29 protein-coding genes are annotated in these 26,239 nt (G+C 63.2%); 12 read left to right on the forward strand and 17 right to left on the reverse strand.

Annotated elements, in window-relative coordinates:
* Positions 1-45: 45 nt before the first annotated feature.
* Together KI241_RS05815 and KI241_RS05820 are read right to left on the reverse strand one after the other, a co-directional pair.
* Positions 46-528 (reverse strand): YchJ family protein, encoded by a 483-nt coding sequence (locus tag KI241_RS05815; protein ID WP_042732787.1) that lies wholly within the window; start codon positions 526-528, stop codon positions 46-48.
* Positions 529-536: 8 nt separating this feature from the next.
* The gene (locus KI241_RS05820; protein ID WP_042732784.1) at positions 537-1,034 is read right to left on the reverse strand and encodes a DUF6231 family protein; all 498 of its coding nucleotides are present in this window, start codon (positions 1,032-1,034) and stop codon (positions 537-539) included.
* Positions 1,035-1,226: 192 nt separating this feature from the next.
* Between KI241_RS05820 and KI241_RS05825 the strand changes: the two genes are divergently transcribed.
* The 4 genes from KI241_RS05825 to KI241_RS05840 all read left to right on the forward strand — a co-directional run bounded on the left by KI241_RS05825 (position 1,227) and on the right by KI241_RS05840 (position 3,920).
* Positions 1,227-1,922, forward strand: a complete 696-nt coding sequence (locus KI241_RS05825; protein WP_047736974.1) for an OmpA family protein — start codon at positions 1,227-1,229, stop codon at positions 1,920-1,922.
* 90 nt (positions 1,923-2,012) lie between these two features.
* A complete protein-coding gene (locus tag KI241_RS05830; RefSeq protein ID WP_047736972.1) occupies positions 2,013-2,738 on the forward strand; it encodes an OmpA family protein in 726 nt (241 codons plus the stop codon).
* 158 nt (positions 2,739-2,896) lie between these two features.
* The gene (locus KI241_RS05835; protein WP_123579563.1) at positions 2,897-3,169 is read left to right on the forward strand and encodes a DUF1145 domain-containing protein; all 273 of its coding nucleotides are present in this window, start codon (positions 2,897-2,899) and stop codon (positions 3,167-3,169) included.
* Positions 3,162-3,920, forward strand: coding sequence for a collagen-like protein (locus tag KI241_RS05840; RefSeq protein WP_123579562.1), 759 nt, complete (start codon positions 3,162-3,164; stop codon positions 3,918-3,920). Before KI241_RS05835 ends, KI241_RS05840 begins: the two co-directional genes overlap by 8 nt.
* Positions 3,921-3,988: 68 nt before the next feature.
* Here KI241_RS05840 and KI241_RS05845 read toward each other — a convergent pair whose 3' ends face one another.
* Positions 3,989-4,453, reverse strand: a complete 465-nt coding sequence (locus KI241_RS05845) for a DUF2269 family protein (RefSeq protein WP_042731891.1) — start codon at positions 4,451-4,453, stop codon at positions 3,989-3,991.
* 99 nt (positions 4,454-4,552) lie between these two features.
* On the opposite strand from KI241_RS05845, the gene dinG reads away from it, so the two are divergent.
* The 4 genes from dinG (at position 4,553) to pdxH (ending at position 10,013) form a co-directional block, all read left to right on the forward strand.
* Positions 4,553-6,697 carry an ATP-dependent DNA helicase DinG gene (dinG, locus tag KI241_RS05850; protein ID WP_042731890.1) on the forward strand — a complete coding sequence of 715 codons (2,145 nt, stop codon included), beginning with the start codon at positions 4,553-4,555 and terminating at the stop codon, positions 6,695-6,697.
* A 267-nt stretch (positions 6,698-6,964) separates the two neighbouring features.
* Positions 6,965-8,110 carry a serine hydrolase domain-containing protein gene (locus KI241_RS05855; protein ID WP_053147513.1) on the forward strand — a complete coding sequence of 382 codons (1,146 nt, stop codon included), beginning with the start codon at positions 6,965-6,967 and terminating at the stop codon, positions 8,108-8,110.
* A 118-nt stretch (positions 8,111-8,228) separates the two neighbouring features.
* Positions 8,229-9,341, forward strand: a complete 1,113-nt coding sequence (locus KI241_RS05860) for an OmpA family protein (protein WP_042731888.1) — start codon at positions 8,229-8,231, stop codon at positions 9,339-9,341.
* A 24-nt stretch (positions 9,342-9,365) separates the two neighbouring features.
* Positions 9,366-10,013, forward strand: a complete 648-nt coding sequence (gene pdxH / locus KI241_RS05865) for a pyridoxamine 5'-phosphate oxidase (protein WP_042731887.1) — start codon at positions 9,366-9,368, stop codon at positions 10,011-10,013.
* On the opposite strand, the gene KI241_RS05870 is transcribed toward pdxH, so the two are convergent.
* Positions 9,961-10,245, reverse strand: coding sequence for a hypothetical protein (locus tag KI241_RS05870; RefSeq protein WP_042731886.1), 285 nt, complete (start codon positions 10,243-10,245; stop codon positions 9,961-9,963). The genes pdxH and KI241_RS05870 overlap by 53 nt on opposite strands.
* A gap of 169 nt (positions 10,246-10,414) precedes the next feature.
* Here KI241_RS05870 and KI241_RS05875 point away from each other — a divergent pair, with 169 nt between their 5' ends.
* On the forward strand, positions 10,415-10,879 hold the full coding sequence (locus KI241_RS05875; RefSeq protein WP_003184697.1) for a glycine zipper 2TM domain-containing protein: 465 nt from the start codon (positions 10,415-10,417) through the stop codon (positions 10,877-10,879).
* Positions 10,880-10,989: 110 nt separating this feature from the next.
* Here KI241_RS05875 and nhaA read toward each other — a convergent pair whose 3' ends face one another.
* Positions 10,990-12,183: a Na+/H+ antiporter NhaA gene (gene nhaA / locus KI241_RS05880; RefSeq protein ID WP_212803461.1), complete on the reverse strand. Its 1,194-nt coding sequence runs from the start codon at positions 12,181-12,183 to the stop codon at positions 10,990-10,992.
* Positions 12,184-12,452: 269 nt separating this feature from the next.
* On the opposite strand from nhaA, the gene KI241_RS05885 reads away from it, so the two are divergent.
* Positions 12,453-13,547 carry a PLP-dependent cysteine synthase family protein gene (locus KI241_RS05885; protein WP_042730103.1) on the forward strand — a complete coding sequence of 365 codons (1,095 nt, stop codon included), beginning with the start codon at positions 12,453-12,455 and terminating at the stop codon, positions 13,545-13,547.
* Positions 13,548-13,605: 58 nt separating this feature from the next.
* Here KI241_RS05885 and KI241_RS05890 read toward each other — a convergent pair whose 3' ends face one another.
* The 3 genes from KI241_RS05890 to KI241_RS05900 all read right to left on the reverse strand — a co-directional run bounded on the left by KI241_RS05890 (position 13,606) and on the right by KI241_RS05900 (position 16,660).
* Entirely contained in the window at positions 13,606-15,219 is a 1,614-nt protein-coding gene (locus KI241_RS05890; RefSeq protein WP_047736955.1) for an NAD(P)/FAD-dependent oxidoreductase, read from the reverse strand.
* A gap of 87 nt (positions 15,220-15,306) precedes the next feature.
* A complete protein-coding gene (locus tag KI241_RS05895) occupies positions 15,307-15,981 on the reverse strand; it encodes a hypothetical protein (RefSeq protein WP_123579583.1) in 675 nt (224 codons plus the stop codon).
* A 79-nt stretch (positions 15,982-16,060) separates the two neighbouring features.
* Positions 16,061-16,660 carry a short chain dehydrogenase gene (locus KI241_RS05900; protein ID WP_042730101.1) on the reverse strand — a complete coding sequence of 200 codons (600 nt, stop codon included), beginning with the start codon at positions 16,658-16,660 and terminating at the stop codon, positions 16,061-16,063.
* 104 nt (positions 16,661-16,764) lie between these two features.
* On the opposite strand from KI241_RS05900, the gene KI241_RS05905 reads away from it, so the two are divergent.
* Positions 16,765-17,679, forward strand: a complete 915-nt coding sequence (locus tag KI241_RS05905) for a LysR family transcriptional regulator (protein WP_212803462.1) — start codon at positions 16,765-16,767, stop codon at positions 17,677-17,679.
* A gap of 48 nt (positions 17,680-17,727) precedes the next feature.
* Here the strand turns inward: KI241_RS05905 and KI241_RS05910 are convergent, their stop codons facing one another.
* The 9 genes from KI241_RS05910 to KI241_RS05950 form a co-directional block, all read right to left on the reverse strand.
* Entirely contained in the window at positions 17,728-18,243 is a 516-nt protein-coding gene (locus KI241_RS05910; protein WP_042730099.1) for a DoxX family protein, read from the reverse strand.
* Positions 18,240-19,001, reverse strand: a complete 762-nt coding sequence (locus tag KI241_RS05915; protein WP_042730098.1) for a DNA-binding domain-containing protein — start codon at positions 18,999-19,001, stop codon at positions 18,240-18,242. The genes KI241_RS05910 and KI241_RS05915 overlap by 4 nt, the downstream gene beginning before the upstream one ends.
* Positions 18,998-19,885 carry a DUF692 domain-containing protein gene (locus tag KI241_RS05920; RefSeq protein ID WP_212803463.1) on the reverse strand — a complete coding sequence of 296 codons (888 nt, stop codon included), beginning with the start codon at positions 19,883-19,885 and terminating at the stop codon, positions 18,998-19,000. The genes KI241_RS05915 and KI241_RS05920 overlap by 4 nt, the downstream gene beginning before the upstream one ends.
* 25 nt (positions 19,886-19,910) lie before the next feature.
* On the reverse strand, positions 19,911-20,216 hold the full coding sequence (locus KI241_RS05925) for a DUF2282 domain-containing protein (protein WP_042730096.1): 306 nt from the start codon (positions 20,214-20,216) through the stop codon (positions 19,911-19,913).
* 190 nt (positions 20,217-20,406) lie between these two features.
* Positions 20,407-21,108 (reverse strand): ABC transporter ATP-binding protein, encoded by a 702-nt coding sequence (locus KI241_RS05930; RefSeq protein ID WP_042730095.1) that lies wholly within the window; start codon positions 21,106-21,108, stop codon positions 20,407-20,409.
* Entirely contained in the window at positions 21,109-21,876 is a 768-nt protein-coding gene (gene livG, locus KI241_RS05935) for a high-affinity branched-chain amino acid ABC transporter ATP-binding protein LivG (protein WP_042730094.1), read from the reverse strand. It lies immediately after the preceding gene.
* Positions 21,873-23,129: a high-affinity branched-chain amino acid ABC transporter permease LivM gene (locus tag KI241_RS05940; RefSeq protein ID WP_042730093.1), complete on the reverse strand. Its 1,257-nt coding sequence runs from the start codon at positions 23,127-23,129 to the stop codon at positions 21,873-21,875. Before KI241_RS05940 ends, livG begins: the two co-directional genes overlap by 4 nt.
* Positions 23,126-24,049, reverse strand: a complete 924-nt coding sequence (livH, locus tag KI241_RS05945) for a high-affinity branched-chain amino acid ABC transporter permease LivH (RefSeq protein ID WP_042730092.1) — start codon at positions 24,047-24,049, stop codon at positions 23,126-23,128. The genes KI241_RS05940 and livH overlap by 4 nt, the downstream gene beginning before the upstream one ends.
* A 229-nt stretch (positions 24,050-24,278) precedes the next feature.
* A complete protein-coding gene (locus KI241_RS05950) occupies positions 24,279-25,406 on the reverse strand; it encodes a branched-chain amino acid ABC transporter substrate-binding protein (RefSeq protein WP_042730091.1) in 1,128 nt (375 codons plus the stop codon).
* 339 nt (positions 25,407-25,745) lie between these two features.
* Here KI241_RS05950 and KI241_RS05955 point away from each other — a divergent pair, with 339 nt between their 5' ends.
* Entirely contained in the window at positions 25,746-26,051 is a 306-nt protein-coding gene (locus tag KI241_RS05955) for a DUF2288 domain-containing protein (protein WP_042730090.1), read from the forward strand.
* Positions 26,052-26,239 lie beyond the last annotated feature (188 nt).

The raw sequence follows: 26,239 nt of genomic DNA on the forward strand, positions 1-26,239 counted from the left end.
AGTCTAGCCCGCTGGCGAGAGGGGGCGTGTCGGACGCTCGTGAAATCAGCGGCCGAAGTAGCCCGCACAGCACTTCTTGAACTTATGCCCACTGCCACACGGACAGCTGTCGTTACGGCCGGCCTTGACCGGCACGGAGGGATCGATGAAGTACCAGCGCCCATCGTTCTGCACGAACGAGGATTGTTCCCGGTGGCTGTGCTCGCCCTGGCCATCGTGCCAGCGCGCGGTGAAGGTGACAAAGGCGTGTTCCGGCTGCCCGCCGAACACTTCGCTGCTTTCCACCTCCAGGCCCAGCCAGGTGCTGTTGGCGCTCCAGTCGCTGATGGCCTGGCGGTCGAGACCGTCCTGCTGGGCGGGCAGGGTGGTGCTCACCAGATAGTCCACCAACCCCAGCACGTAGGCGCTGTAGCGCGAGCGCATCAGGGCTTGCGCACAAGGTGCCGGGTGGCCGTCGTGGTAGTGGCCGCAGCAGGCGTCCAGCAAGTTGCCGCTGCCGCAAGGGCAAATGGGTGTGTGTGGGCTCATGTTCACGGCTACCACCAGTATTTTCCAAAGTTTTCCGGGTTGGCCCAAAAGCGTGAGTTGAGCCAGTCGGGGACTTGCTTGTATTCAAGCAGATCGTAGGTGAACAGGGTCAGCACCTGTTCCTCGCGCTGGAATCGCTCATTGGCTTGCAGGGCCAGGGAAAAGAAGTCTGTCTCTTGCCAGCCGCAGGCGTTCAGGTCCGCGAGCACGGCGATACGGCTGGCGTTCAGGTTACGGATGCCACCCAACAGGTTCAGACCGTCGCGCTTGGGCAAATGCTCCAGGCAATCGAGCGCCAGGGCCAGGTCAAAACGCCGCGCCGCCACGTCCGCCGGCAAGGGGCCGGGGCCGGCGTGCACCACTTGCGTGGCGGGGTGCGCCTGCTGGAACGCCTCGAGTGCGGGGAAGCCGCTGGCGCCGATCAGCAGCAGTTTTTGCGGGGCATAACGCTCAAGCACGGCCGCCAAGGCTTGCTGGGGCGTGCGCGAAGAAATGGCAACGGTCATCGAAGTTCCTCTGTCAGGGGCACCACGATAGCTTGCCCGGACATCATGGCCTAGAGCGGTTTGCGCTTAACCGTGTCGAACGGTCGCAAACACGGGGCAAAAGTCGCGATTGCGTGAAGCTGGCGCAGATCCGAACTCGGGTCTTTACTCCCCTGAATCGGCGCCATGCCGATCCCTCAAGGAGAACACCCGATGAGCATAGTTCGGACAGCGTTACCCCTGGTTCTGCTAACCAGTGTGTTGACTGGTTGCGCAGGTTTGCAGAAAACCGACTGGCCGATCTGTGCGGCCACCGGTGGCGTCGTCGGCGCGGGGTTGGGCGCCATCGAAAGCAGTTCCTGGATCGGCCCAGGCGCACTGGTGGCCGGTACCGTGGCGGGCGCCTGGTGCTGGGCCCATGGCGACGGCGACGAAGATGGCGACGGCGTGCCGGACAGCCGCGACAAGTGCCCGGGCACGCCGAAGGGCGTGCAAGTCGACGCCGATGGCTGCCCGCCACCTGCACCGGCGCCGGTGGTCGAAGCCCCCGTGGTGGTCAAGGAAGAAACCATCGTGATCCGCGACGTGCACTTTGAATTCAACAAGGCCACGCTGACCCCGACCGACAAAGAGGTCCTGAGCACCGTTGCGACCCGGTTGAAGCAGGAAACGTCCACGACGCAACTGCGGGTCACCGGCCACACCGACAGCGTCGGCAGCGATGCGTATAACCAACGGTTGTCGGAGAAACGGGCCAATTCGGTGGTGCAATACCTGGTCGAGCAGGGCGTGCCGCGCGCCAGTTTCGTTTCGGTGTCCGGTGCCGGGGAAAGCCAACCGGTGGCCGACAACAAAACCGCCGACGGACGTGCGCTGAACCGCCGGACCGAAATCAGGATAAACCGCTGAAGCCCTTGCCATCCGCGGCTTGTAGAGTTGCCGATGGCAGTCTTTACTCCTGTGTGACCGGTATGGGCCGGTGACACAGGAGCCTTCACCATGAACGTTCTAATCAGGGCCGCCTTACCGGTACTGCTGGCCAGCAGTCTGTTGTCCGGTTGCGCCACCCACAGCGATGGCAGCGCCTCTCTCAATCAACGTACCTGGCCGATCTGCAGTTTGATCGGTGGCCTGGCTGGCGGTGGCCTGGGCGCCATCCAAAGCAGTGGCTGGGCCGCCGGCGGTGCCGCGCTGGGCCTGCTGGGCGGTGGGTTGATCTGTTACGCCCAGGATGGCGATGAAGACGGCGACGGCGTGTTCGACCGCCGTGACCGTTGCCCCGACACGCCGGCCAACACCCCGGTCGAACATCACGGGTGCCCGTTGCCGCAGTACCCGGCCAGCGCGCCTGTGGCCGAGCCCGAGGCACCGGCGACGGAGGTCATCACCCTCAACGATGCCGGCAAGGTGTTGTTCGATTTCGACAAGTCCGACCTCACGCCCGCCGCTCGAAGCCAGCTCGATGGGTTGATGGGCAAGCTGGGCCATGCCAACGTCGCCAGTATCCGCGTGGTCGGCCACACCGACAGCGTCGGGACCGAGGCCTATAACCAAGGGTTGTCCGAGCGCCGGGCCAGCAGCGTCGTGGAGTACCTGCTGACCCAGGGGTTGGCGCCGGACAAGCTCACCAGCGAAGGCAAGGGCGAAAGCGAGCCGGTGGCCGACAACGAGACTGATGAAGGGCGGGCGCAGAACCGTCGGGTGGACCTGCACATCCAGCGTTGAGTGCGCTTCGCTTCAGTGGGCCCGGGGCCGCCGGCTCGCCATGGCGCGATCCGGCGGCCATCGAGCCGCGTTAAATTAAATTTGCCCCCGCCTCTGGCTTATCGCGCGCGCTAGCCGTTACTGTGCGCCCAAAGAATAATGTTCGTCGGGGAGGACGTATGAAGGTGTTCTGGGGGCTGGGCCGCTTGTTGACCCTGCTGTTCTGGCTGGTGGTGCTGGTCAACCTGATCATGCCGCTCGTCCATCCGCTGCATCTGCTGGTCAACCTCGCCGGTGCCTTGTTGCTGGTGCTCCATGTGCTCGAACTGCTGCTGTTCAGGGCCAGTTTTCGGGGCCGGCCTGCGCCGGGCCGTGATCGCCTTCGCGTGCTGCTGTTCGGCATCTTCCACCTGCAAACCCTCCCGACCGCGCCAGAGGCTTCCCATGCGTAAATTGTGTCTGCTCGTCGCCCTTGTCAGCCCTTGGGCCTCGGCCCAGGTGCTCCAGGTAGAAAGCCATTCGCTGATGCGTTTGCCCAATACCACCAGCACCTTGACCCTGGAGCGGCTGGACGTGGCCGACTACGGCACGTTGCTGGTGCCATCCAATGTCACCGAGTTGTCCGTTGGCCAACTGCACCTGGGACGCGAAGCCCGGATCGCCATCGTGCCCGCGCAACAGGCATTGGACATGAAGGTGGTCCAGGCAGAGTTGGCCGAGGGCAGCCAGATCACCTCCCGCGGCGCCCCGGGCACCTACACGAAGGCGGCACGGCCGGGACGTGATCTGAATCTGCGTTTCAATGCCTTGACGGCGCCGCAGTTGTCCGTGGATGCCCGTGGGGGTGCCGGTGCGCCGGGTTACGTAGGCCTGGACGGTGCGAACGGCCAGGCGCCGGGTTGTACGTGGGGCGCGGCGGGGCGTGGCGCCGACGGCAGCAATGGCAGCGACGGCCTGCCGGGGGCGGCCGGTGCACGGGTACGCCTCGAATTGCCGAGCGCCTACCCGGCCGAGCAGATCAAGGTGACCGTGGACGGCGGTGCCGGCGGCGCTCCCGGCCCGGGTGGCAAGCCCGGCCACGGCGGCAAGGCCAAGGGTTGCCTGGTCTATACCGCCGACGGTGGCAAGAGCGGCCGCCCCGGCGCCGAGGGCCAGCCTGGGCCTGCGGGAGCGGCCGGCGTGGTGACGGTGCAGCGCTTCTAAGCACGCTACGGATCAAATGTGGGAGCGGGCTTGCTCCCACAGGATTTCGTATCCCGGCAGGGATCGCGTTAAAACATCGGTCGCGCCGCGCCGATTGCCACCACCAGCAAACCGATCAGCAGGTTGATGCCCACCAGCCTGCGAATCTTCCCCAGGGCCGCTGCGCCCGTCGGCCAGTCCTGCGCGGCCACGGCGTTGCGCAGCGGTGGCAACTGCAGGGCCTGGATGCGGATGAACAGTGCCGTCATCACCACATACAAGCCCATCATCACCTGCACATAGCGCGGCGCGGTTTCAAAACCGGCGAAGCGCAGGTGGATCAGGCCTACACCGCTTATCGGCAAAAGTAGCACCGCGACCCAGACCCAAATGAAAAAACGCTGAAACACTTCTACCCACAACGTCAGCCTGGCAGGGCCCTCAAGTGCCGTCATTGCGGCGGGTCGCAGGATCATCCAGGCGAAGAACATGCCGCCGACCCAGACCAGGGCCGCCAGTAAATGCAGGGTGTAGACGAGGGCAAAGGGTGTCATCGGGTTACTCCGTTCTGCGCAGGATTCATTAGCGGGGTATGATAGCCGCCGATCCGAACCACTGAAAATTTATCCAGCGTTTTTTAGCGCCCGACATTCATGATCAGCACCGAACTCAAAACCACGATCCAGGGCGCCTATTCGCGTTTTCTCGAAGCCAAGAGCCTGAAGCCGCGCTATGGCCAGCGCCTGATGATCGCCGAAGTGGCGAAAGTCCTCGGCGATATCGACACCGACGATGAAGGCCGGCGCAGTGGCGAGCCCGCCGTCGTGGCGGTGGAGGCCGGCACCGGTACCGGCAAGACCGTGGCCTACAGCCTGGCGGCGATTCCCAGTGCCAAGGCCGCCGGCAAGCGCCTGGTGATCGCCACGGCCACGGTCGCCCTGCAGGAGCAGATCGTCTACAAGGACCTGCCCGACCTGATGCGCAACAGCGGGCTGAACTTTACCTTCGCCCTGGCCAAGGGCCGTGGGCGCTACATGTGCCTGTCCAAGCTCGACATGTTGCTCCAGGAAGGCCAGGCGCAGACCGCCACGGCCCAGCTGTTCGAAGAAGAAGGCTTCAAGATCGAAGTCGATGAGGCCAGCCAGAAGCTGTTCACCAGCATGATCGAGAAGCTCGCCGGCAATAAGTGGGACGGCGACCGTGACAGCTGGTCCACCGCGCTGGAAGACGCCGACTGGGCCCGCCTGACCACCGATCACAGCCAGTGCACCAACCGTCATTGCCCCAACTTCGGCCAGTGCGCCTTCTACAAGGCCCGCGAAGGCATGGGCAAGGTCGATGTGATCGTCACCAACCACGACATGGTCCTGGCCGATCTGGCCCTGGGCGGCGGCGCGGTATTGCCGGACCCGCGAGACACCGTCTACGTGTTCGACGAGGGCCATCACCTGCCGGACAAGGCCATCGGTCATTTCGCCCATTACACCCGGCTGCGCTCCACCGCCGACTGGTTGGAAACCACCGCCAAGAACCTCACCAAGCTGTTGGCCCAGCATCCATTGCCGGGCGACCTGGGCAAGCTGATCGAGCAAGTGCCTGAGCTGGCGCGGGAGATCAAGACGAACCAGCAGTTCATGTTCACCGCTTGCGAGCAGGTGGCCGATTTCAAGCCGGGCGAAGACGTCGAGGGCCGTGAGCGACCCCGCCATCGGTTTGTGGGTGGGGTGATCCCCGAGCACATGCGCGAAATGGGCATCGAGCTCAAGAAAGGCTTCGCGCGCCTGACCGACCTGTTCACCCGCCTGACCGACCTGCTCAAGGAAGGCATGGATGGCGAAGTGAACATCGGCATCGCCAGCAACCAGGCCGAGGAGTGGTACCCGCTGTTCGGCAGCCTGTTGTCGCGTTCCCAGGGCAACTGGGAGCTGTGGACGGCCTTCACCGTCGAAGACCCGGAAGACAACCCACCGATGGCCCGGTGGCTGACCCTGGCCGAAAGCGGCTCGCTGTTCGACATCGAGGTCAACGCCAGCCCGATCCTGGCGGCGGACATGCTGCGGCGCAACCTGTGGAACGTCGCCTATGGCGCGCTGGTGACGTCCGCCACGCTGACGGCGCTGGGCACGTTCGACCGCTTCCGCATGCGTGCCGGGCTGCCCAAGAAAGCCGTGACCGCCGTGGTCCCGAGTCCTTTCCATCATGCCGATGCCGGTGTATTGCGGGTGCCGGACCTCAACGCCGACCCGCGGGATGCCGCCGGCCATACCGCGGCGATCATCCGCGACCTGCCGGCACTGGTGGAAGGTTCGCGGGGCACCCTGGTGCTGTTTTCCTCGCGCAAGCAGATGCAGGACGTGTTCGACGGCCTTGACCGCGACTGGCGCAAGCAGGTGTTCATCCAGGGCAACCTGTCGAAACAGGAAACCCTGAACAAGCACAAGGCGCGGGTCGACGGTGGGGATAGCAGCGTGCTGTTCGGCCTCGCCAGCTTTGCCGAAGGCGTCGACTTGCCCGGCGCCTACTGCGAACACGTGGTGATCGCCAAGATCCCGTTCTCGGTGCCCGACGACCCGGTGGAAGCCGCGCTGGCGGAGTGGATCGAGGCGCGGGGCGGTAATCCGTTCATGGAGATCTCCGTGCCGGATGCGTCGCTGAAACTGGTCCAGGCCTGTGGTCGACTGCTGCGCACCGAGGAAGACCGCGGCACCATCACCTTGCTCGACCGCAGGCTGGTGACCCAGCGCTATGGCAAGGCGATCCTGAATGCGCTGCCACCGTTTCGGCGGGAGATTTCCTGACGCCCCGTCATTTTTATGGTCAGCGAGCCATCTGTGGCGAGGGGATTTATCCCCGTTGGGGCGCGAAGCGGCCCTGAAGCCAGGCGACTCGGAGTGCCAGGATAAACAGAGTTGGCTGTTCGGGGGCTGCTTCGCAACCCAGCGGGGATAAATCCCCTCGCCACCAGGGCGGTGTCCAGCCAGCCGTCCTGTGGCGGTTCCCAAATGACCTAATGCCTGAAACAATGCCAGCCAATCTGAAAAGTCTTTGTTTCGAGGGAGTTGCGGGTGCAGATTCAAGGTCATTATGAACTTCAGTTCGAAGCCGTACGTGAGGCTTTCGCGGCGCTGTTCGACGACCCCCAGGAGCGCGGCGCCGCGTTGTGCATCCAGGTCGGCGGCCGGACGGTGATCGACCTGTGGGCCGGCACGGCGGACAAGGACGGTCATGAAGCCTGGCACAGCGACACCCTCGCCAATCTGTTCTCCTGCACCAAGACCTTCACCGCCGTCACGGCCCTGCAACTGGTGGCCGAAGGCAAGCTGCAGCTCGATGCCCCGGTAGCGCGCTACTGGCCGGAGTTTGCCGCCGCCGGCAAAGCCGCCATCACCCTGCGCCAGTTGCTCTGCCATCAGGCCGGGCTGCCCGCGCTGCGCGAACTGCTGCCACCTGAAGCGCTGTATGACTGGCAGGCCATGGTCGATGCGCTGGCCGCCGAAAGCCCCTGGTGGACGCCCGGCGAGGGCCATGGTTACGCCGCGATCACCTATGGCTGGTTGGTCGGCGAACTGTTGCGCAGGGCGGACGGTCGTGGTCCTGGGGAGTCCATCGTGGCCCGCGTGGCCAAGCCGTTGGGCCTGGATTTTCACGTGGGCCTGGCCGATGCCGAGTTCCATCGCGTGGCCCACATCGCCCGGGGCAAGGGCAACGTCGGCGACGCGGCGGCCCAGCGCCTGCTGCAAGTGACGATGCGCGAACCCACGGCCATGACCACCCGGGCCTTCACCAATCCGCCGTCGATCATGACCAGCACCAACAAGCCGCAATGGCGGCGCATGCAGCAACCCGCCGCCAACGGCCATGGCAATGCCCGCAGCGTGGCCGGTTTCTATGCCGGCCTGCTGGACGGCAGCCTGTTGGAAGGTGAAATGCTCGACGAACTGACTCGCCAGCACAGCTTCGGCGACGACAAGACATTGCTGACCCAGACCCGTTTCGGCCTGGGTTGCATGCTGGACCAGCCCGATGTACCGAACGCGACCTACGGCCTCGGCCCTCGGGCGTTCGGGCATCCGGGGGCAGGGGGCTCCATCGGTTTTGCCGATCCGGAACACGATGTCGCGTTTGGCTTCGTGACCAACACGCTGGGCCCGTACGTGCTGATGGACCCGCGCGCGCAGAACCTGGCGAGGGTCCTTGCCACTTGTCTGTAAACGCCATTGAAGGCAATGGGCATAGGAACCTCATGCCCTTTTCAGTTTCCAAGCGTCTGTTTATGTGGCCTGAACACGGCCTTTAATTTTTTCATTTACATCATTTTGTGGATATCCAATGTCATCGAATAAAACCCTCGCTCTGGCGCTGTGCTTCGCTATCACCGGTTGCGCACAAACTCCACAAAATGATGCCGAAGGCGGCGGTAGCTGGTGGTCCTTCGGTTCCTCCGACAAGGTCGCGGCCAAGGACCCTGCACCCGCTGCACCGGCAGCGCCCCTGAAGCCCGCTGCCGTCGCGCCGCAGGCCAAGGCCGAGAGCGCCACGCACTGGTGGTGGCCGTTCTCCTCCGATGACAGCGCCGACGTGGCCAGTAAAGAGCCCGTGAAGCCCGAAGCCAAGGCGCCGGCCACGGTGGCCAAGGCCGAAGCCGAGAGCAATGGCAAGTGGTGGTGGCCGTTCGGCGGCAAGGAACAGGAAACCGCCAAGGCCGTGCCGATGCCCGATCCGAAGGTGACCCAAGCCTGGCTCGACGACTACGAGCCGAAGCTGCGCACGGCGATCCAGGACAGCAAGCTCGAACTTGAGCGTCGTGACAACGTGCTGGTGGTCACCGCGCCGGTGGACAGTTCATTCAACCCGGATCGCCCGGCCATGCTGCTGCCCGTGACCCTCGGCCCGTTCACCCGGGTGGCGAAGATCCTCGAAGCCGACCCGAAGACCGCCGTGCTGGTCCTCGGCCACGCCGACACCTCGGGCGCCGCGCCGGCCAACCTGAAGCTCAGCCAGGAGCGTGCCCAGGCCGTGGCGGCGATTTTCCGTCTCAGTGGTCTGCAGCGTGATCGCCTGATGCTGCGTGGCATGGGGGCGGTATCGCCCCGTGCCGCCAACGACAGCGCTGAAGGCCGCGCCTTGAACCGTCGCGTGGAGCTGCTGGTGACCCCGCAGAACACCATGGTGGCGCTGCTGAGCAAGTACAACATGCCGGCTCCGGCGCCCGTGACGATGGTGGCCGCCCAGGACGCGAAGCCTGCCGCCCCGGCACCTGCCCCTGTGGCCAAGAAAGCCGCAGCGCCAGCGACCAAGAAAGCGCCTGCGAAAAAAGCCGCGGCCAAGGCTCCTGCCAAGAAAGCGCCAGCCAAGACCGCGACCCCAGCGAAGAAAACCCAACCGGCCAAAGCCGCCACGGACACCAAGAAAGTCGCGGCCGCCGATACGCCCAAGCAGTGATGGGCTCACCACAAGGAACGCGCCATGACCCAATCGCTGGCTGATATGCGCCGCGACTACACCCGTGATGGCTTGACCGAGGCCCTGGCCCCAGCCGAGCCGTTTGCACTGTTCCACCAATGGTTCGCCGAGGCGGTCAAGACCGAACAGGCGCCGGTGGAGGCCAACGCCATGACCCTGGCAACGGTGGATGCCGACGGCCGCCCCCATTGCCGCGTCCTGTTGCTCAAGGGGCTGGATGCCCAGGGCTTCACGTTCTTCACCAACTACGACAGTGCCAAGGGCCAGCAACTGGCGGCGAACCCGTTCGCGGCCATGACGTTTTTCTGGCCAGGCCTGGAGCGCCAGGTGCGCATCGAGGGCACGGTGGTGAAGGTCACGGCGCAGGAGTCTGACGCCTATTACCAGGTGCGCCCGTTGGGCAGCCGTCTCGGCGCGTGGGCGTCACCCCAGAGCCGGGTGATCGCCGGGCGCGGTGAGCTGGAAGATCTGCTCAAGGCCACCGAGCAGCGCTTCAGTGACAGCCAACCCCACTGCCCGGAGCATTGGGGCGGCTATCGCTTGTTGCCCGAGCGCATCGAATTCTGGCAGGGCCGCCCGAGCCGTTTGCACGATCGCCTCAACTACCGCCTGCAAGGGGCGAGCTGGACGCGCGAGCGTCTGGCGCCTTAGCATCGGGGTAGTCTGCCGCGGCGGTTTTAAGCCACTGCGGCAGGTCCCGGCGCTTGATTCCTTGCTCCCGCGCACGAGCCAGCTGTTGCAGCATGTAGGCTTTTTTCTGCTCATCCCCTGCTGCCAGCGACAACGCCAGGTCGCGGTCCACCCAGCGTTTGATCCGCACGTACAGCCACCAGTGGAAGTACAAACCGGCCACGGTGGTTGCGACGATGATGAAGTAATCCATGAAAAATCCCAGGTTGATGACGCAGGTTTTGGAAATAGACGCTACTGTTTGGTGAATTTTTCGGGCGCGCCTGTATCCCACCTGAATGAAAGCAATTTTATCCCGGCGAGGCCGTGACAGGCGTCAAGTTGGGGAGTTTAATGAATTCCTGTCTTTTGGAGCTGATGCTATGCGTAAGTCTGTTCTACTGGTTGCTTCCTTTTCTACGATGGCGATGTTGCTCACTGGCTGTCAGTCGAGCCTGACCGGTGACTCCTACTCCCGTGACGAGGCGCGTCGCGTGCAGACGATTCGCATGGGCACCATCGAATCCTTGCGTCCAGTCAAGATCGAAGGCACCAAGACCCCGATCGGCGGCGCGGCCGGTGCCGTGGTGGGTGGCGTGGGTGGCAGCGCCATCGGCGGCGGCCGTGGCAGCATCGTTGCTGCGGTCATCGGTGCCGTGGCGGGTGGGCTGATCGGCTCTGCCACCGAAGAAGGCCTGACCCGTACCCAGGGTGTGGAAATTACCGTTCGCGAGGACGACGGCAGCATGCGTGCCTATGTGCAGCAGGTTCAGGAGAACGAGGTGTTCCGTGTGGGTGAGCGGGTGCGTATTTCCACTGTCGATGGGACGAGTCGCGTATCGCACTGATGGGGTTGTTCTGATGGGGAAACGGCGCTTGGTCCTGGAGGGGAGAGCGCCGTTTTTCTTTGAGGGTGCCTGACACAGGCATTGCCCTGTGCCAGTAATCTCTGCCGGGGTTAGCCCAACCCCGGCGTGGAAGCGGGCTTCCGGCTGGCGGCGGCGGTGACTGCATAGCCCACTAATGCCGCCAGGATCGAGCCGGTGAGGATGCCCATGCGGTCCATACCGGCGTAGTCGCTGACGCCGGGCTCGAAGGCCAGGGAACCGACGAACAGGCTCATGGTGAAGCCGATACCACACAGGATGGCCACGCCCAGCACCTGGCCCCAGTTGGCGCCGGCCGGCAGGTTGGCGATGCCGATCTTCACGGCCAGCCAGGTCAGGCCAAAGACACCCACGGTCTTGCCCAGCAGCAGGCCGATGGCGATGCCCATCGGTACGTGGTGGGTGAAGCTTTCGAGCGTCACGCCGCTCAGGGACAGTCCGGCGTTGGCGAAAGCGAACAACGGCAGGATGCCGTAGGCCACCCAGGGATGCAGGGCATGTTCCAGGGTCTGCAAGGGCGAGGTCTCGGCGTTTTTCGTGCGCAATGGGATGCAGAACGCCAGGGTCACCCCGGCCAGGGTGGCGTGGACACCGCTCTTGAGTACGCAGACCCAGAGAATCAGGCCCACGACCATGTACGGCCCGAGCTTGACCACACCCATCCGGTTCATCGCCACCAGCGCGGCGATGCAGGCGGCTGCCAGTATCAAGGACAAGGTGGACAGGGCGCCGGAATAGAAGATGGCGATGATGATAATGGCCCCGAGGTCGTCAATGATTGCCAGGGTCATCAGGAACAGCTTGAGCGACACCGGCACCCGCTTGCCCAGCAGTGCCAGGACCCCCAGGGCGAAGGCGATGTCGGTGGCGGTTGGAATCGCCCAGCCGGCGAGGGCGGCCGGGTTGTCGCGGTTGAGGAACCAGTAGATCAGCGCCGGGACCAGCATGCCGCCAATCGCCGCCGCGCCGGGCAGGACGATCTGCGAAGGGTTGGACAGCTGGCCATCGAGGACCTCGCGTTTGACTTCCAGGCCGATCAGCAGGAAGAACAGGGCCATCAGGCCGTCGTTGATCCACAACAGCAGCGGCTTGGCGATCTTCAACGCGCCGACCTGGGCGACCACCGGGGTGTCCAGCAAGCCGTTGTACAGCCAGGACAGCGGTGAGTTGTTGATGACCAGCGCCAGTATGGCGGCGGCGATCAGCAGCAGGCCACTGGCGGCCTCCAGTTGGAAGAAGCGTGTCAGGGAATTACGTAGAGCCAAGATTTGCTCTCCATTCATCGAATCAAAAAGTCGCCACACCCTAACCCGTACTGTTAGTTGTTAAAACAAAAGTTATATTCTTTTTTGTTATATGTCGTTACAACGACCCTGTCACGCGGTTGGGCAGTTACGGGCCATATTGGACCTTAGCTGTACCTGTGCGCGATGTCGGTTTTTTCCTAAGCTGGCGACTGGTTTTTCCGAATCAATCCGTGCCTGCCTGACCGCGGGGGATATCCCCGTGTGAACCGATCCTGTGAGAAAACACCATGAACGACCATCGCCAGTGGGCGCGCGAAGCGATCCGCATCATCGAGGCTGATTTCCAGCGCAGCGCCGATACCCACCTGATTCCACTGCCGTTGCCGGGCCTGCCGGGCATCGAGCTGTATTTCAAGGATGAATCCAGCCATCCCACTGGCAGCCTCAAGCACCGGCTGGCGCGTTCGTTGTTTCTCTATGCGTTGTGTAACGGCTGGCTCAAGCCCGGCGCGCCGGTGATCGAGGCGTCCAGTGGCTCGACGGCGATTTCCGAGGCGTATTTCGCCAGGCTCTTGGGGCTGCCCTTTATCGCGGTGATGCCGGCGACCACCTCCAGGGAAAAAATCGCCCAGATCGCTTTCTACGGTGGCCAGAGCCATCTGGTGGAGGATCCTACGCAGATCTACGCCGAATCCGAACGCCTGGCCCGTGAGCACGACGGCCACTTCATTGACCAGTTCACTTATGCCGAACGCGCGACGGACTGGCGGGCCAACAACAACATTGCCGAATCGATCTTCCAGCAGATGCGCTTCGAGCATTACCCGGAGCCGAGCTGGCTGATCTCCAGCCCTGGCACGGGGGGCACCACAGCCACCCTCGGACGCTATGTGCGTTATCGCCAGCACCACACGCGCGTGCTATGCGCCGATGCCGAGCGTTCGGTGTTCTTTGACTATTACCGCAGCGGCGACGCCAGCCTGCGCCTGGATTGCGGCTCGCGCATCGAGGGTATCGGCCGGCCACGGGTCGAGGCGTCGTTCCTGCCGAAAGTCATCGATGCGATGGTCAAGGTTCCGGATGCCCTGTCGCTGGCGGCCATGCACTACCTGGCCCAGCGCCTGGGGCGACGGGTCGGTGGTTCCAGCGGCACCAACCTGATCGGGGCGCTGATTGCCGCACGGCGAATGGTCGACGGGGGCGAGTCTGGGTCGATCGTGGCGATCTTGTGCGATGGCGGTGAGCGTTATGCGACCACTTATTACGACCCCGCCTGGCTCAAGGTCCAAGGCTATGAGCTGGACGGATTGATCGCGGTCGTGGCGGCGAGTGTGGAGCGGGGAGAGGCGCTGCCCGAGAGCGTGTTGCGGGCCAATATCTGAGCCACGCACCTCCTTTGTGGGAGCGAGCAAGCTCGCTCCCACAAAGGAGGGTTTTTCGTCAGGCTTGGAGGCCGAGCATGTCTCGCGCCACGGCCTCGGCAATTCGGATCCCGTCCACGCCCGCCGAGAGAATCCCGCCCGCGTAACCGGCGCCTTCACCTGCCGGGAACAGGCCTTTGACGTTCAAGCTCTGCAGCGATTCATCACGGGTGATGCGCAGCGGCGACGAGGTGCGGGTCTCGATCCCGGTCAGTACGGCATCGTGCAGCGAATATCCGCGAATCTGCTTCTCGAATGCCGGCAGGGCCTCGCGGATGGCTTCGATGGCGAAGTCCGGCAGGGCCAGGGCCAGGTCGCCCAGGGAGACGCCGGGCTTGTAGGACGGTTCGACGCTGCCCAAGGCCGTCGACGGCTTGCCGGCGATGAAGTCGCCCACCAGTTGCGCCGGGGCTTCGTAGTTGCTGCCGCCGAGCACGAACGCGTGGGATTCCAGGCGCTCCTGCAACTCGATGCCCGCCAGCGGGCCACCGGGGTAATCCACTTCCGGGGTAATGCCGACGACGATGCCGGAGTTGGCATTGCGTTCGTTGCGTGAGTACTGGCTCATACCGTTGGTCACGACGCGATTCGGCTCGGAGGTCGCGGCCACCACGGTGCCGCCCGGGCACATGCAGAAACTGTAGACCGAGCGGCCATTCTTGGCGTGGTGCACCAGCTTGTAGTCAGCGGCACCGAGTTTCGGGTGCCCGGCGTACTTGCCCAGGCGCGCGTTGTCGATCAGCGATTGCGGGTGTTCGATACGGAAACCCACCGAAAACGGCTTGGCTTCCATGTACACGCCACGACCGTGGAGCATGCGGAAGGTGTCCCGCGCGCTGTGGCCCAAGGCCAGGATCACATGCCTGGAGTGGAGGCGTTCGCCGCTGGCCAGTTCGACGCCGACCAGTTGGCCGTCCTCGATGAGCACGTCGGTAACCCGCTGCTGGAAGCGCACTTCGCCGCCCAAGGCGCGAATTTCCTCACGCATGTTTTCCACTACGCCTGTCAGGCGGAACGTACCGATATGGGGCTTGCTGACGTAGAGGATTTCTTCCGGCGCACCGGCCTTGACGAACTCGTGCAAGACCTTGCGGCCGAGGAATTTCGGATCCTTGATCTGGCTGTAGAGCTTGCCATCGGAGAATGTCCCCGCGCCGCCTTCGCCGAATTGCACGTTGGATTCGGGGTTGAGCACGCTTTTGCGCCACAGGCCCCAGGTGTCCTTGGTGCGCTGGCGCACTTCCGGGCCGCGTTCGAGGATGATCGGCTTGAAGCCCATCTGCGCCAGCAGCAGAGCGGCGAAGATCCCGCAGGGACCGAAGCCGACCACGATCGGCCGTTCACTCAGTTCGCTCGGAGCCTGGCCCACTGCTTTGTAGCTGACGTCGGGCGCTTCGTTGATGTTGCGGTCATCGGCGAACTTGCGCAGCAGGCCGGCTTCGTCGCGCACCGTCAGGTCGATGGTGTAGATGAAGCACAGCTCGGAAGACTTCTTGCGTGCGTCGTAGCTGCGCTTGAACAAGGTGAAGTCGAGCAGTTCATCGCTGGCGATGCCCAGGCGCTGCAGGATGGCAGCGCGCAGGTCTTCTTCGGGATGGTCGAGCGGCAGCTTGAGTTCGGTGATTCGTAACATGGCGGGGTCCGGTTCGCGGGGCGCACAACTGCGCCAGGGCGTTCTTCAAACCGGCGATTATAAGCTGCAATCCCTCGCCGCAGTGAATCAGTCGTCGCGAGCGCCACCGAAATAGGCGCAGCCGCGCTGAACCTGGCCGTTGACCCGCACTTCGGCGCTCATGTGCTGGACACTGCCGGTGACGCTGTCGACGCAGCGCTGGGGCGCGACCCAGAGTTCGACCTTCTGGCCGTTGGCTTCGGTGCTGAGGTTGAAGCGGCCGTCCCCCAGTTGTTCCTCCAGGTAGGGCACCGCCAGGGCTGGCTGGCCTTCACGTTCGAGCACCAGGCCCTTGCCGTTGGCCTTCAGGTCCCATTGCGGACCATGCCCGGAGGCACGCAGGACCAGCCGCTTGAAATTGCCGTCGTCGCACGCGCTGCCCGAGCGTTCGAGGCGATACAACTGCTCCAGGTCCAACTGGCTGTCGGCCCCCGCCGTGGCGCTGGACACAATGCGACCTCGCACATCGGCAAACAGCTTGCCCTGGTTGTCGGCCAGGCTCGCGGCCTGTTGCAACACGCTGGTGCCGCCGCTGTCGTTGACGATATAGCGGCGCTGTTCCTGGCAGGGCTGGAACACCAGTTTGCCATCGGCGGCCGTCAGTTCGCCTTGCATGCGCGTTTGCCCGGCGTGGGAAACGCTTTGGCGTGGCGCGTCGAGCAACTGGCAGCCGGCGAACAGCGGCAGGAGGGCGATAAACAGCAGGGAGCGGGCGGCACGCATCATTGGGTCTCCAGACAGGTGCCGCCACGTTACTCAGACTGATCCCGCATCACAAGCAGGAGCGTAGGCAAGATGCTGTTTAGCCCACGTGAAAGGTCTGACCGGTTTGTAGGCCTTCGACGCTTTTGGCGTAGGCCAATGCCACGTCGGCGGCGGGCACTGGCTTGTATCCGCGAAAGTACGGGGCGTACTTGTCCATCGCCTCCAGCAGCACGTTCGGGCTCACCGAATTGACTCTCAAGCCCCTTGGCAACTCGATGGCCGCCGCGCGGACAAAACTGTCCAGGGCCCCGTTGACCAAGGCCGCCGACGCGCCGCTCTTGATCGGGTCGTGGCTGAGCACCCCGGTGGTGAAGGTGAAAGAGGCGCCGTCGTTGGCGAATTCGCGGCCGATGAGCAGCAGGTTGACCTGGCCCATCAGCTTGTCTTTCAAGCCCAGGGCGAAGCTTTCTTCGCTCATGTCGCCCAAGGGCGCGAAGGTGACATTGCCGGCGGCGCAGACCAGGGCATCGAAGCGCCCGGTCTTTTCGAACAGGGCGCGGATCGAGGCGCTGTCGCTGATGTCCACTTGCAACTCGCCGCTGTTGCGGCCGATGCGAATGATGTCGTGGCGCGGCGACAGTTCGTGGTCGATGGCCGAACCGATGGTGCCGTTGGCGCCGATCAACAGGATTTTCATGGGCTGTTCCTCTATGGATGGGAAGAGGTTGCAGTCTAGAAGGGTTCCTTTTGTTGATAATCGTGCTAATAGGCAACCTTTGGTTTTCAATTGGAAACAATCCAATGAGCGAGATGGATGACCTGGCGGCGTTTGCCGTATTGATGGAGGCCGGCAGCTTTACTCTGGCGGCGCAACAGTTGGGCTGTAGCAAGGGCCAGTTGTCCAAGCGCATCAGCCTGTTGGAAAGCCGCTTCAGCGTGGTGCTGCTGCAACGCACCACCCGGCGCCTGAGCCTCACGGCGGCGGGGGCGGCGTTGTTGCCCCAGGCCCAGGCGCTGCTGGTGCAGGTGGAAAAGGCGCGTCAGGCATTGGCCCGATTGAAGGACGACGTGGCCGGGCCGGTGCGTATGACGGTTCCGGTGTCGTTGGGCGAAACCTTTTTTGAGGGCTTGCTGGTGGAGTTCGCTCACACGTATCCCCATGTGCAGATCGAACTGGAACTCAGCAACGGCTACCGCGACCTGGCCCGCGAAGGCTTCGACCTGGCGATCCGCTCGGACTCCGCCATCGACGAGCGACTGGTGGCTCGGCCGTTGTTGGCGTGGCACGAAATGACCTGCGCCAGCCCGGCTTATCTCGACCGTCATGGCGAACCGGACACGCCCCAGGCCCTGGCGGAGCACCGCTGCCTGCTCAACAGCCATTACAGCGGCCGGGAGGAATGGTTGTATCACCAGCAGCACGAACTGCTGCGGGTCCGGGTGTCGGGGCCGTTCGCCAGCAACCACTACAGCCTGTTGAAAAAAGCCGCCCTGGCCGGTGCCGGAATCGCCCGGCTGCCGTCGTACCTGTTGCACGAAGAATTGGCTGACGGGCGCTTGCGACGGATCCTGAGCGGTTTTCAGACTCGGCGCATGCCGATGTACTTGGTGCATCCCTATCAAGGTGGCCTGCCCAAGCGGACGCAGGTGCTGGCCGACTATCTGATCGACTGGTTCAAGCGCAGCGGTGAAGCGTTGGACCGTCTCCAGGGATAGCGCCACACAGGCCCTGGTGGGAAGGCGCCTGCTCGCGAAAACAGTGGATCAGTCGCCAGTGCTGTTTTTGACACCGCGCTTCTGTGAGCAGGCTCGCTCCCACACAGCGACCCAGTGGTCAATTGACAGTTTGCCGGGCCCGCGTGCCATCAAGTAGAGCAGCACGGCGGCCCAGGTGCCATGGGTCGGATAGGCATCCGGGTAGACGAAGGTCTGGATGGTCAGGGTCATGCCCAGCAGCGCCAGCGCCGAGAAACGCGTGGCAAGCCCGAGCAGGATCAGCACGGGGAAAAAGTGCTCGGCGAATGCCGCCAGGTGAGCCGCGACCTCTGCCGACAACAACGGCACAGGGTATTCACTCTTGAACAGTGGAACGGTCGAGTCGGCCAGGTGCGGCCAACCGAGCTGGAAGGTGCCGTCGATCAGGTCGATGGCCAGCCCTTCAACCTTGGTCTGCCCGGATTTCCAGAACACCGCGGCAATGGAGAACCGCGCAATGAAGGCGATCAGGCTGTGTGGAATCTGTTCCAACAGGGCGATAGCGCGTGTGACGAGCGTGTTCATGGCAAGACCTTGTCGTGATGCAAGCAAGTGATGGCGTGGTGGTTGATCAGCAGCGCCAGGGTGTGGCCCGGGTCGGCGTCCGGCGCAAAGGCCCACGCCTGGTCCAACGACAGGCCGTTTTGCAGGTGCTGGATGAAGGTGTATGTCGCGTGGTCGATAGCGAACACTTCGACGTCGAGCCCATTGCGCAGGACCAGGGCTTGTTGTGCCTGGCCCGGATCGATGCCGGCGAGTGTCTCCCCGGCCTGATGAGCGGCCCAGATCGCCACGACCGCGAAGGCTGAGGCGAGCAGGTGCACGGACGGATGAAGCATCACGCGCAGCGTGCCCAGCGAGGGCGGGTCGGCGAGTGCCGCGGCCAGGAGCCCAAGGTCCGCGGCCTGGGCGTCAGCGGCGTGGTAGGCCAGTGTGCGCAGTCGTTCCAGCCGGGCCACATCCGCCAGGTACGGCACGGAGGACGCCGGTTCGAAACGCTCGATGAAATCCGCCAGGCCGGCGCCGTAGCGATTCATCAGTGGGCTGTCGGGTGCGCAGGCTTGCGCGTGAACGCCCGCCATGGCCTGGAAGAACTCATCGCCAACCAATTGCCGAACCACCGGGTAGCCGTCCGCCAATGCGTTGATCAATGAGCCCAGGACGTTGTTGCGATACACCGCGAAGCGGCTCGCCGGGTCGGCGCCGTTGGCGCAGCACAAACCGGGTGGGCACGCCTGCCGGGGGTCGAGCAGGGCGGCGGCGAATGTGGCCTGGCTGCTCATATCAGCCTCCGCGCGCCGTGCAGCAGTTCGTCGGCCTGGCGGGCTTCCTCCTGCAAGACGCTGAAGGCCGGTACTTGGTTATCTCGCTCGATCAGGGTTGCCACCGGACCGATGCGCTTCAGCACTTGCCGATACAACGCCCAGACCGCCAGGTCGATGGGGGCGCCATGGTCGTCGATCAGTAAACGGTCACCCAGGCTGTCGGCATCTTCGGCAAACCCGGCCAGGTGTATCTCGCCCACGGCGTGCAGCGGCAAGGCATCGAGATAAGCCAGGGGATCGCGCTGGTGGTTGACGCAGGACACGTAGAGGTTGTTGACGTCCAGTAGCAGGCCGCAACCGGTGCGGCGGATGACATCGCCGAGGAAGTCGGGCTCGTCAATGGTCGAGCGTTCGAATGCCAGGTAGGTCGCCGGGTTTTCCAGCAACATCGGGCGCTTGAGGGTTTCCTGCACGTGTTCGATGTGGGCGCAGACGCGGTCCAGCGTTTGCGCGTCGTAGGCCAGGGGCAGCAGGTCGTTGAGAAACACCGGGCCATGGCTCGACCAGGCCAGGTGTTCGGAAAAGGCTTGGGGTTGATAGCGTTCGATCAGTTCGGCGAGGCGCTTGAGGTGCACCTCATCCAGCTTGCCCTCGGTGCCGATGGACAGGCCGACACCGTGCAGCGACAGCGGATAGTGTTCGCGGATCAAACTCAGGTAATGATGAAACGGGCCGCCGGCCACCATGTAGTTTTCGGCGTGGACTTCAAAGAAACCGATATCGGGCCTTGAACCGAGCACTGCTTGGAAGTGCCCGGTCTTGAGCCCCAGCCCGGCACGGGGCGGGAGCTCGACGCGGGCTGCCTGGGCGCCGGGGACAGCAGGTTTGCAAGACGTGGTCATGATCGACACTCAGGCAGCCAGGGGATCAGGACTTGGCTTTGAAGGCTTCGAGCTGGCCGAAACCGGTCGGCGACGTTTTGCTTTCGGTGGTCATGCAAGTGCCTTTCGGGACGAGTTTCCAGGCGTTGCCCTGGTAGTCCATCTTGGCGGTGCCGGCACAGGTCGTGCCCGCCCCGGCGGCGCAGTTGTTTTGCCCTTTCATGGCGACGCCAAAGCATTTTTCCATGTTGTCGTCAGCGGCGTGGGCGGTCGATACGGCGGCGATGCTCAGCGCGGAACCCAGGGCCAGGACCAGGGCGGAAGCGGACAGGGTGCGGGTGGTAGCGGACATGATGTTCTCCAGTTCTTCTTGGGAAATGAACCGGCGTGAGCGCCGGTCTGCTGAACTAGAGACGGGACGTGGGGAAGTGTTACAGCGAGTGCTTGAATTTTTTCCCAGCGGGAGCAAGCGCCCTCGCCACGTAGCGGTGCAGGTGTGCAAAAAAAACGGCCCGAAGGCCGTTTTCTGTTGGCTGCAACCGTTAACCGCCCAGGTACGCCTCGCGCACTTTCGGGTCGGTCAGCAAGGCTTCACCGCTGCCTTGCATCACCACGCGGCCGTTTTCCAGCACGTAGGCCCGGTCGGCGATCTTCAGGGCCTGGTTGGCGTTCTGCTCCACCAGGAACACCGTCACGCCATCCTTGCGCAGCTGTTCGATGATGTCGAAGATCTGCTGGATGATGATCGGCGCCAACCCCAGGGACGGCTCGTCGAGCAGCAGCAGCTTGGGCTTGCTCATCAGCGCACGGCCGATGGCGAGCATTTGCTGTTCGCCGCCGGACATGGTGCCGCCGCGTTGGGTAAAACGCTCTTTCAGGCGTGGGAAAAGGTGCAGGACCTTGTCCATCTGTTCCTGATAGTCGCCCTTGTCGGTGAAGAACCCGCCCATGGCGAGGTTTTCTTCCACGGTCAGTCGGGCAAACACCCGACGACCTTCCGGCACCACCGCGATGCTCTTGCGCATGATCTGCGAGGAGTCCTGGCCCACCAGTTCCTCGCCCATGTAGCGGATGCTGCCGCTGCGGGCCTGGGGCGAACCGCAGAGGGTCATCAGCAGCGTGGACTTGCCGGCGCCGTTGGCACCGATCAGCGTCACGATTTCGCCCTGTCGGACGTCGACGTTGACACTGTGCAGGGCCTGGATCTTGCCGTAGAAGGTGGAAACGTTTTCGAACTGCAGCATTTACGCTTCCCCCAGGTAGGCTTTGATCACTTCAGGATTGTCGCGGATCTGGTCCGGCGTGCCGTCGGCCAGGGGCGTGCCCTGGTTGATCACCACGATGTGGTCGGAAATGCTCATGACCAGTTTCATGTCGTGCTCGATCAGCAGCACCGTGACGTTGTGCTCCTCGCGCAGCACGCTGATCAGTGCCTTCAGGTCTTCGGTTTCCTTGGGGTTCAGGCCGGCGGCCGGTTCGTCGAGCATGAGGATCCGCGGACGGGTCATCATGCAGCGGGCGATTTCCAGGCGCCGTTGCTGACCGTAGGCCAGGGTGCCGGCGGTCCGGTTGGCGAACTCCTTGAGGTTGACCTTCTCCAGCCAGTACTCGGCGTATTCCATGGCCTCGCGTTCGCTCTTGCGGAACGACGGGGTCTTGAACAGGCCGGCAAAGAAGTTGGTGTTCAGGTGACGGTGCTGGGCGATCAGCAGGTTCTCGATCGCCGTCATGTCCTTGAACAACCGCACGTTCTGGAAGGTGCGCACCACGCCCTTGAGGGCGATCTTGTGCCCCGGCAGGCCCTGGATCGGCTCGCCGTCCAGCAGGATGCTACCGCCGGTTGGCTGGTAGAAGCCGGTCAGGCAATTGAACACCGTGGTCTTGCCCGCGCCGTTCGGCCCGATCAAGGCAACCACCTGTTTCTCTTTCACGGTCAGGGCCACGCCATTGACCGCCAGCAAGCCGCCGAAGCGCATGCTCAAATTTTCAACCTTGAGGATCTCGCGGCTCATTTGCGCAGCTCCATGTGAGGGCGTTGCATAGGCAGCAGACCTTGGGGACGCCAGATCATCATCAGCACCATCAGGGCGCCGAACATCAACATGCGGTATTCGCTGAATTCACGCATCATTTCAGGCAACAGGATCATCACCACGGCGGCCAGGATCACCCCCAACTGCGAGCCCATCCCGCCCAGCACCACGATGGCGAGGATGATCGCCGACTCGATGAAGGTGAAGGACTCCGGCGTCACCAGGCCCTGGCGGGCGGCGAAGAAGCTGCCGGCGAAACCGGCGAAGGCGGCGCCCAGGGTGAAGGCCGAGAGCTTGATCACGGTCGGGTTGAGCCCCAGCGCGCGGCAGGCGATCTCGTCTTCGCGCAGCGCTTCCCACGCACGGCCGATCGGCATGCGCAGCAGGCGGTTGATCACGAACAGCGCGGCCAGGGCCAGCAACAGGGCAACGAGGTAGAGGAAGATGACCTTGTTGATCGAGTTGTATTCCAGGCCGAAGTATTCGTGGAACGTCTGCAGGCCTTCGGCGGCCTTGCGCTCGAAGGTCAGGCCGAAGAACGTCGGCTTCTCGATGTTGCTGATGCCGTTCGGACCACCGGTGATGTCGGTCAGGTTGCGCAGGAACAGACGGATGATCTCGCCGAAGCCCAGGGTCACGATGGCCAGGTAGTCACCCCGCAGGCGCAGCACGGGGAAGCCCAGCAGGAAACCGAAGGTGGCGGCCATCATCCCGGCGATCGGCAGGCAGATCCAGAAGCTCAGGCCGAAGTAATGGGACAGCAGCGCATAGCTGTAGGCCCCGACGGCGTAGAAGCCCACGTAGCCCAGGTCCAGCAGGCCGGCCAGGCCCACCACGATGTTCAGGCCGAGGCCGAGCATCACGTAGATCAGGATCAACGTGGCGATGTCCACCGCGCCGCGCGAACCGAAGAACGGCCACACCAGCGCGCCGACGATCAGGGCCAGGATGATCCAACGCTGGGTGGTCGGCAGGGTCAGGAAGTGGCTGGCCTTGGCCGGGATCACCGGCAGGCCGGGCGAGGACTTCCAGGCCGCGCTGATCTGGGTGCTGAACAGCACGCGCAGGAACATCAACAGCGAGCACGCGGCGATGGTCATCAGGATGGCCGGGCTGGTGCCGTGCACTTCCAGGTTGATGCCGACGATGGTCAGTTTGAGACCGAGTACCGGGTAGGCCACGGCCCAGACCAGCAGGGCGCTGAAAAGCGCCGATTTGAGATGCCTAGTCATACTTTTTCAACCTCCGGACGGCCCAGGATGCCGGTCGGCCGGAATAACAGGACCAGAACCAACAAGCCGAACGCCACGACGTCCTTGTACTGGTCGCCGAAGATATCGGCGCCAAAGGCTTCCGCTACGCCCAGCACCAACCCGCCGAGCATGGCGCCGGGGATGCTGCCGATACCACCCAGCACCGCGGCGGTGAAGGCCTTGAGGCCGACGAGGAAACCGGCGTTGGGGTTGATCACGCCGTATTGCATGCTCAACAGCACCGCGGCGACGGCCGCCAGGGCCGCACCGATGACGAAGGTCAGGGCGATGATGTTGTTGGTGTTGATGCCCAGCAGGTTGGCCATCTTGATGTCTTCGGCACAGGCGCGGCAGGCGCGGCCCAGGCGGGAGCGGGAGATGAACAGCGTGAGGCCGAGCATGGCGAGCAGGGTCACCACGAACACCACGATTTGCATGTACGAAATCAGCACTTCATGTGCGCCACCTGGCCCGATGGCGAAGTTGCCCGGAATCAGGTTGGGAATGGATTTGTCCTTGGAGTCTTGCGAAAGCAGAACCGTGTTCTGCAGGAAGATCGACATGCCGATGGCGGAAATCAGCGGGATCAGACGGTTGCTGCCGCGCAAGGGGCGGTAGGCGATCCGTTCGATGCTGTAGCCATAGGAACTGGTGACCACGATGCTCGCGATGAAAGCCGCGGTCATCAACAGCGGGACACTGTCGAGTCCCATCATGCTCAGCCCGGCGATGGCGATGAACGCCACGTAGGAGCCGATCATGTACACCTCGCCGTGGGCGAAGTTGATCATTCCAATGATGCCGTAGACCATCGTATAGCCGATGGCGATCAGGGCATACGTGCTGCCAACGGTCAGGCCGTTAACCAGCTGCTGGAAGAAGTGATAGATGTCAGGCATTACAGCGCTCCTAAAAACCTGATACGCATTTCACTGGTGGAGTCATTTTCCCGCCCGGCCCCGTGGATCTGCATCCACTTCGAGCACGAGGTTGGCCAGCGAACCGCTGATGACGGTTTTGAGATTTTCAGGTGGGGAGACTGGCGGATCACGCCAGCGCGGCCCAATACATTCAAAACAAAGCCCACGGCACGCCGTGGGCTTTATTGGCAGTCAGTCAGGCCAGGCCTTACTGAGGCGAAACTTCGGTTTTAGGCTTGCCGAAGTGCCACTCGTAGACCACGAACTTGAAGTCCTTCAGGTCGCCCTTGGCGTCGAAGCTCAGGTCGCCGGTCGGGGTCTTGAAGGTGCCGGCGTGGATGGCTTCGGCCACTTTGGTCGGGTCTTCGCTCTTGGTTTCGGTGATGGCTTGGGCAATCACCTGGACGGCGGAGTAGGACGGGAACACGAACGGACCGCTCGGGTCTTCCTTCTTGGCCTTGAAGGCGTCAGCCAGGGCGATGTTGGCCGGATCCTGGTCGAAGGACTTCGGCAGGGTCACCAGCAGGCCTTCGGAGGATTCCTTGGCGATCTGCGAGATGGAGTCGTTGCCCACGCCTTCCGGGCCCATGAACTTGGCCTTCAGGCCCTTTTCCTCGGACTGACGCAGGATCAGGCCCAGTTCCGGGTGGTAGCCGCCGTAGTAGACGAAGTCGACGTTGGCTTGCTTGAGCTTGGCGATCATCGAGGAGAAGTCTTTGTCGCCGGCGTTCACGCCTTCGAAGACGGCCACTTTCACGCCTTTCTTCTCGAGGGTCGATTTCACCGCGCTGGCGATGCCTTCACCGTACTGCTGCTTGTCGTGCAGGACCGCAACGACCTTCGGCTTGACGTGGTCGGCGATGTAGTTGCCGGCCGCCGGGCCCTGGGCGCTGTCCAGGCCGATGGTGCGGAAGATCATCTTGTAGCCGCGAGCGGTGATGTCCGGGCTGGTGGCCGCCGGGGTGATCATGATCACGCCTTCGTCTTCGTAGATGTCCGAAGCCGGCTGGGTGGAGCTGGAGCACAGGTGGCCGACCACGAACTTGACGCCGTCGTTGACGACCTTGTTCGCAACGGCAACCGCTTGTTTTGGATCGCAGGCATCATCGTATTCAACGGCGACGAGTTGCTTGCCGTTCACGCCGCCCTTGGCGTTGATTTGCTCGATGGCCATCTTGGAGCCACTGAACTGCATGTCGCCGTATTGGGCTACAGGGCCGGTTTTCGGGCCGGCGATGCCGATCTTGATGGTGTCTGCGGCGAACGAATGGCTGGCCACCCCGGCCAGAACCATAGCGGCAAACAGTTTGGAAATCTGCTTAGTAGCCTTAGTCATAGTGCTCCACTCATGCTGTTGTAGTTTTTATAGTCCTGGCGCCGTAGCAGCAGAACCGGGTCAGATATCTTGGATATCCTCGCGGAAAATGCCCCCGGCAACTGTACCGGTACAGTGTAGAGCGCCGATTGTTGGCAAGGGAAGCTGGCGCTTGGGGGCAAATCCTGAGGGTGTCGCTTTATCGAAAGAAAAAGACAGAATAGCGGCGGGGTTTCTCCGGTCAAATCGGCATTCCCTGGCACCTGCTGCACTTTTCAATCGGCCCTCCAATTACTACCGGGTTTTTCTGCCGGACCACCGACGTTATCATTCGCGCCGATTTCTTTTCCGGACAGGCCCATGAACCAAGAACCTAGCACCCTCTATGCCAAGCTGCTCGGTGAAACCGCATCCATCACCTGGAAGGAGCTGGAACCGTTCTTCGCCAAGGGTGCCCTATTATGGGTCGACCCGGCACTGGATTTGATCGCCGCCGCCGAAGCCGTGGCACAGGACGAAGGCGAGAAAGTCTTCGCCTGGTTGGCCGGCGAGCAGCTCGCGAAACTGTCTGAAACGCGGGCGCTGGATTTTCTGGAGCGTGATCCGCAGCTCTGGGCGGTGGTGGTTTCGCCTTGGATCCTGATCCAGGAAAGGGCGTCGAAGTGATCGATGCACCAACTTGGGTCGCTGCGCGCGCGGTACAAAAGTGTGTAGGTGAGTAGCGTGATGGCATCCTGCCGTGGTGAAACGCCACAGGGCAGGGTGACGTATACGTCACGGGAACAGTTTATTGAGCAGCCTTAGGGCTGCTTAATTGTTTCTGGATGTTGTTCATGCGCAGGATTCAGGACCGC

The sequence above is a fragment of the Pseudomonas sp. Cab53 genome (assembly GCF_018325965.1).
GTDB lineage: Bacteria > Pseudomonadota > Gammaproteobacteria > Pseudomonadales > Pseudomonadaceae > Aquipseudomonas > Aquipseudomonas chlororaphis_E.

What these genes read in the sequence shown, in the direction of transcription:
- KI241_RS05955 (WP_042730090.1), top strand. Translation starts at nt 25,746, where the DNA reads ATGAACCAAGAACCTAGCACCCTCTATGCCAAGCTGCTCGGTGAAACC.
- KI241_RS05860 (WP_042731888.1), top strand. Translation starts at nt 8,229, where the DNA reads ATGTCATCGAATAAAACCCTCGCTCTGGCGCTGTGCTTCGCTATCACC.
- KI241_RS05885 (WP_042730103.1), top strand. Translation starts at nt 12,453, where the DNA reads ATGAACGACCATCGCCAGTGGGCGCGCGAAGCGATCCGCATCATCGAG.
- KI241_RS05835 (WP_123579563.1), top strand. Translation starts at nt 2,897, where the DNA reads ATGAAGGTGTTCTGGGGGCTGGGCCGCTTGTTGACCCTGCTGTTCTGG.
- KI241_RS05825 (WP_047736974.1), top strand. Translation starts at nt 1,227, where the DNA reads ATGAGCATAGTTCGGACAGCGTTACCCCTGGTTCTGCTAACCAGTGTG.
- KI241_RS05910 (WP_042730099.1), bottom strand. Translation starts at nt 18,243, where the DNA reads ATGAACACGCTCGTCACACGCGCTATCGCCCTGTTGGAACAGATTCCA.
- KI241_RS05950 (WP_042730091.1), bottom strand. Translation starts at nt 25,406, where the DNA reads ATGACTAAGGCTACTAAGCAGATTTCCAAACTGTTTGCCGCTATGGTT.
- KI241_RS05915 (WP_042730098.1), bottom strand. Translation starts at nt 19,001, where the DNA reads ATGAGCAGCCAGGCCACATTCGCCGCCGCCCTGCTCGACCCCCGGCAG.
- KI241_RS05815 (WP_042732787.1), bottom strand. Translation starts at nt 528, where the DNA reads ATGAGCCCACACACACCCATTTGCCCTTGCGGCAGCGGCAACTTGCTG.
- KI241_RS05905 (WP_212803462.1), top strand. Translation starts at nt 16,765, where the DNA reads ATGAGCGAGATGGATGACCTGGCGGCGTTTGCCGTATTGATGGAGGCC.
- KI241_RS05890 (WP_047736955.1), bottom strand. Translation starts at nt 15,219, where the DNA reads ATGTTACGAATCACCGAACTCAAGCTGCCGCTCGACCATCCCGAAGAA.
- KI241_RS05820 (WP_042732784.1), bottom strand. Translation starts at nt 1,034, where the DNA reads ATGACCGTTGCCATTTCTTCGCGCACGCCCCAGCAAGCCTTGGCGGCC.
- KI241_RS05840 (WP_123579562.1), top strand. Translation starts at nt 3,162, where the DNA reads ATGCGTAAATTGTGTCTGCTCGTCGCCCTTGTCAGCCCTTGGGCCTCG.
- KI241_RS05870 (WP_042731886.1), bottom strand. Translation starts at nt 10,245, where the DNA reads ATGGATTACTTCATCATCGTCGCAACCACCGTGGCCGGTTTGTACTTC.
- KI241_RS05920 (WP_212803463.1), bottom strand. Translation starts at nt 19,885, where the DNA reads ATGACCACGTCTTGCAAACCTGCTGTCCCCGGCGCCCAGGCAGCCCGC.
- KI241_RS05900 (WP_042730101.1), bottom strand. Translation starts at nt 16,660, where the DNA reads ATGAAAATCCTGTTGATCGGCGCCAACGGCACCATCGGTTCGGCCATC.
- KI241_RS05845 (WP_042731891.1), bottom strand. Translation starts at nt 4,453, where the DNA reads ATGACACCCTTTGCCCTCGTCTACACCCTGCATTTACTGGCGGCCCTG.
- livG (WP_042730094.1), bottom strand. Translation starts at nt 21,876, where the DNA reads ATGAGCCGCGAGATCCTCAAGGTTGAAAATTTGAGCATGCGCTTCGGC.
- dinG (WP_042731890.1), top strand. Translation starts at nt 4,553, where the DNA reads ATGATCAGCACCGAACTCAAAACCACGATCCAGGGCGCCTATTCGCGT.
- KI241_RS05930 (WP_042730095.1), bottom strand. Translation starts at nt 21,108, where the DNA reads ATGCTGCAGTTCGAAAACGTTTCCACCTTCTACGGCAAGATCCAGGCC.
- KI241_RS05940 (WP_042730093.1), bottom strand. Translation starts at nt 23,129, where the DNA reads ATGACTAGGCATCTCAAATCGGCGCTTTTCAGCGCCCTGCTGGTCTGG.
- KI241_RS05830 (WP_047736972.1), top strand. Translation starts at nt 2,013, where the DNA reads ATGAACGTTCTAATCAGGGCCGCCTTACCGGTACTGCTGGCCAGCAGT.
- KI241_RS05875 (WP_003184697.1), top strand. Translation starts at nt 10,415, where the DNA reads ATGCGTAAGTCTGTTCTACTGGTTGCTTCCTTTTCTACGATGGCGATG.
- livH (WP_042730092.1), bottom strand. Translation starts at nt 24,049, where the DNA reads ATGCCTGACATCTATCACTTCTTCCAGCAGCTGGTTAACGGCCTGACC.
- KI241_RS05925 (WP_042730096.1), bottom strand. Translation starts at nt 20,216, where the DNA reads ATGTCCGCTACCACCCGCACCCTGTCCGCTTCCGCCCTGGTCCTGGCC.
- KI241_RS05895 (WP_123579583.1), bottom strand. Translation starts at nt 15,981, where the DNA reads ATGCGTGCCGCCCGCTCCCTGCTGTTTATCGCCCTCCTGCCGCTGTTC.
- pdxH (WP_042731887.1), top strand. Translation starts at nt 9,366, where the DNA reads ATGACCCAATCGCTGGCTGATATGCGCCGCGACTACACCCGTGATGGC.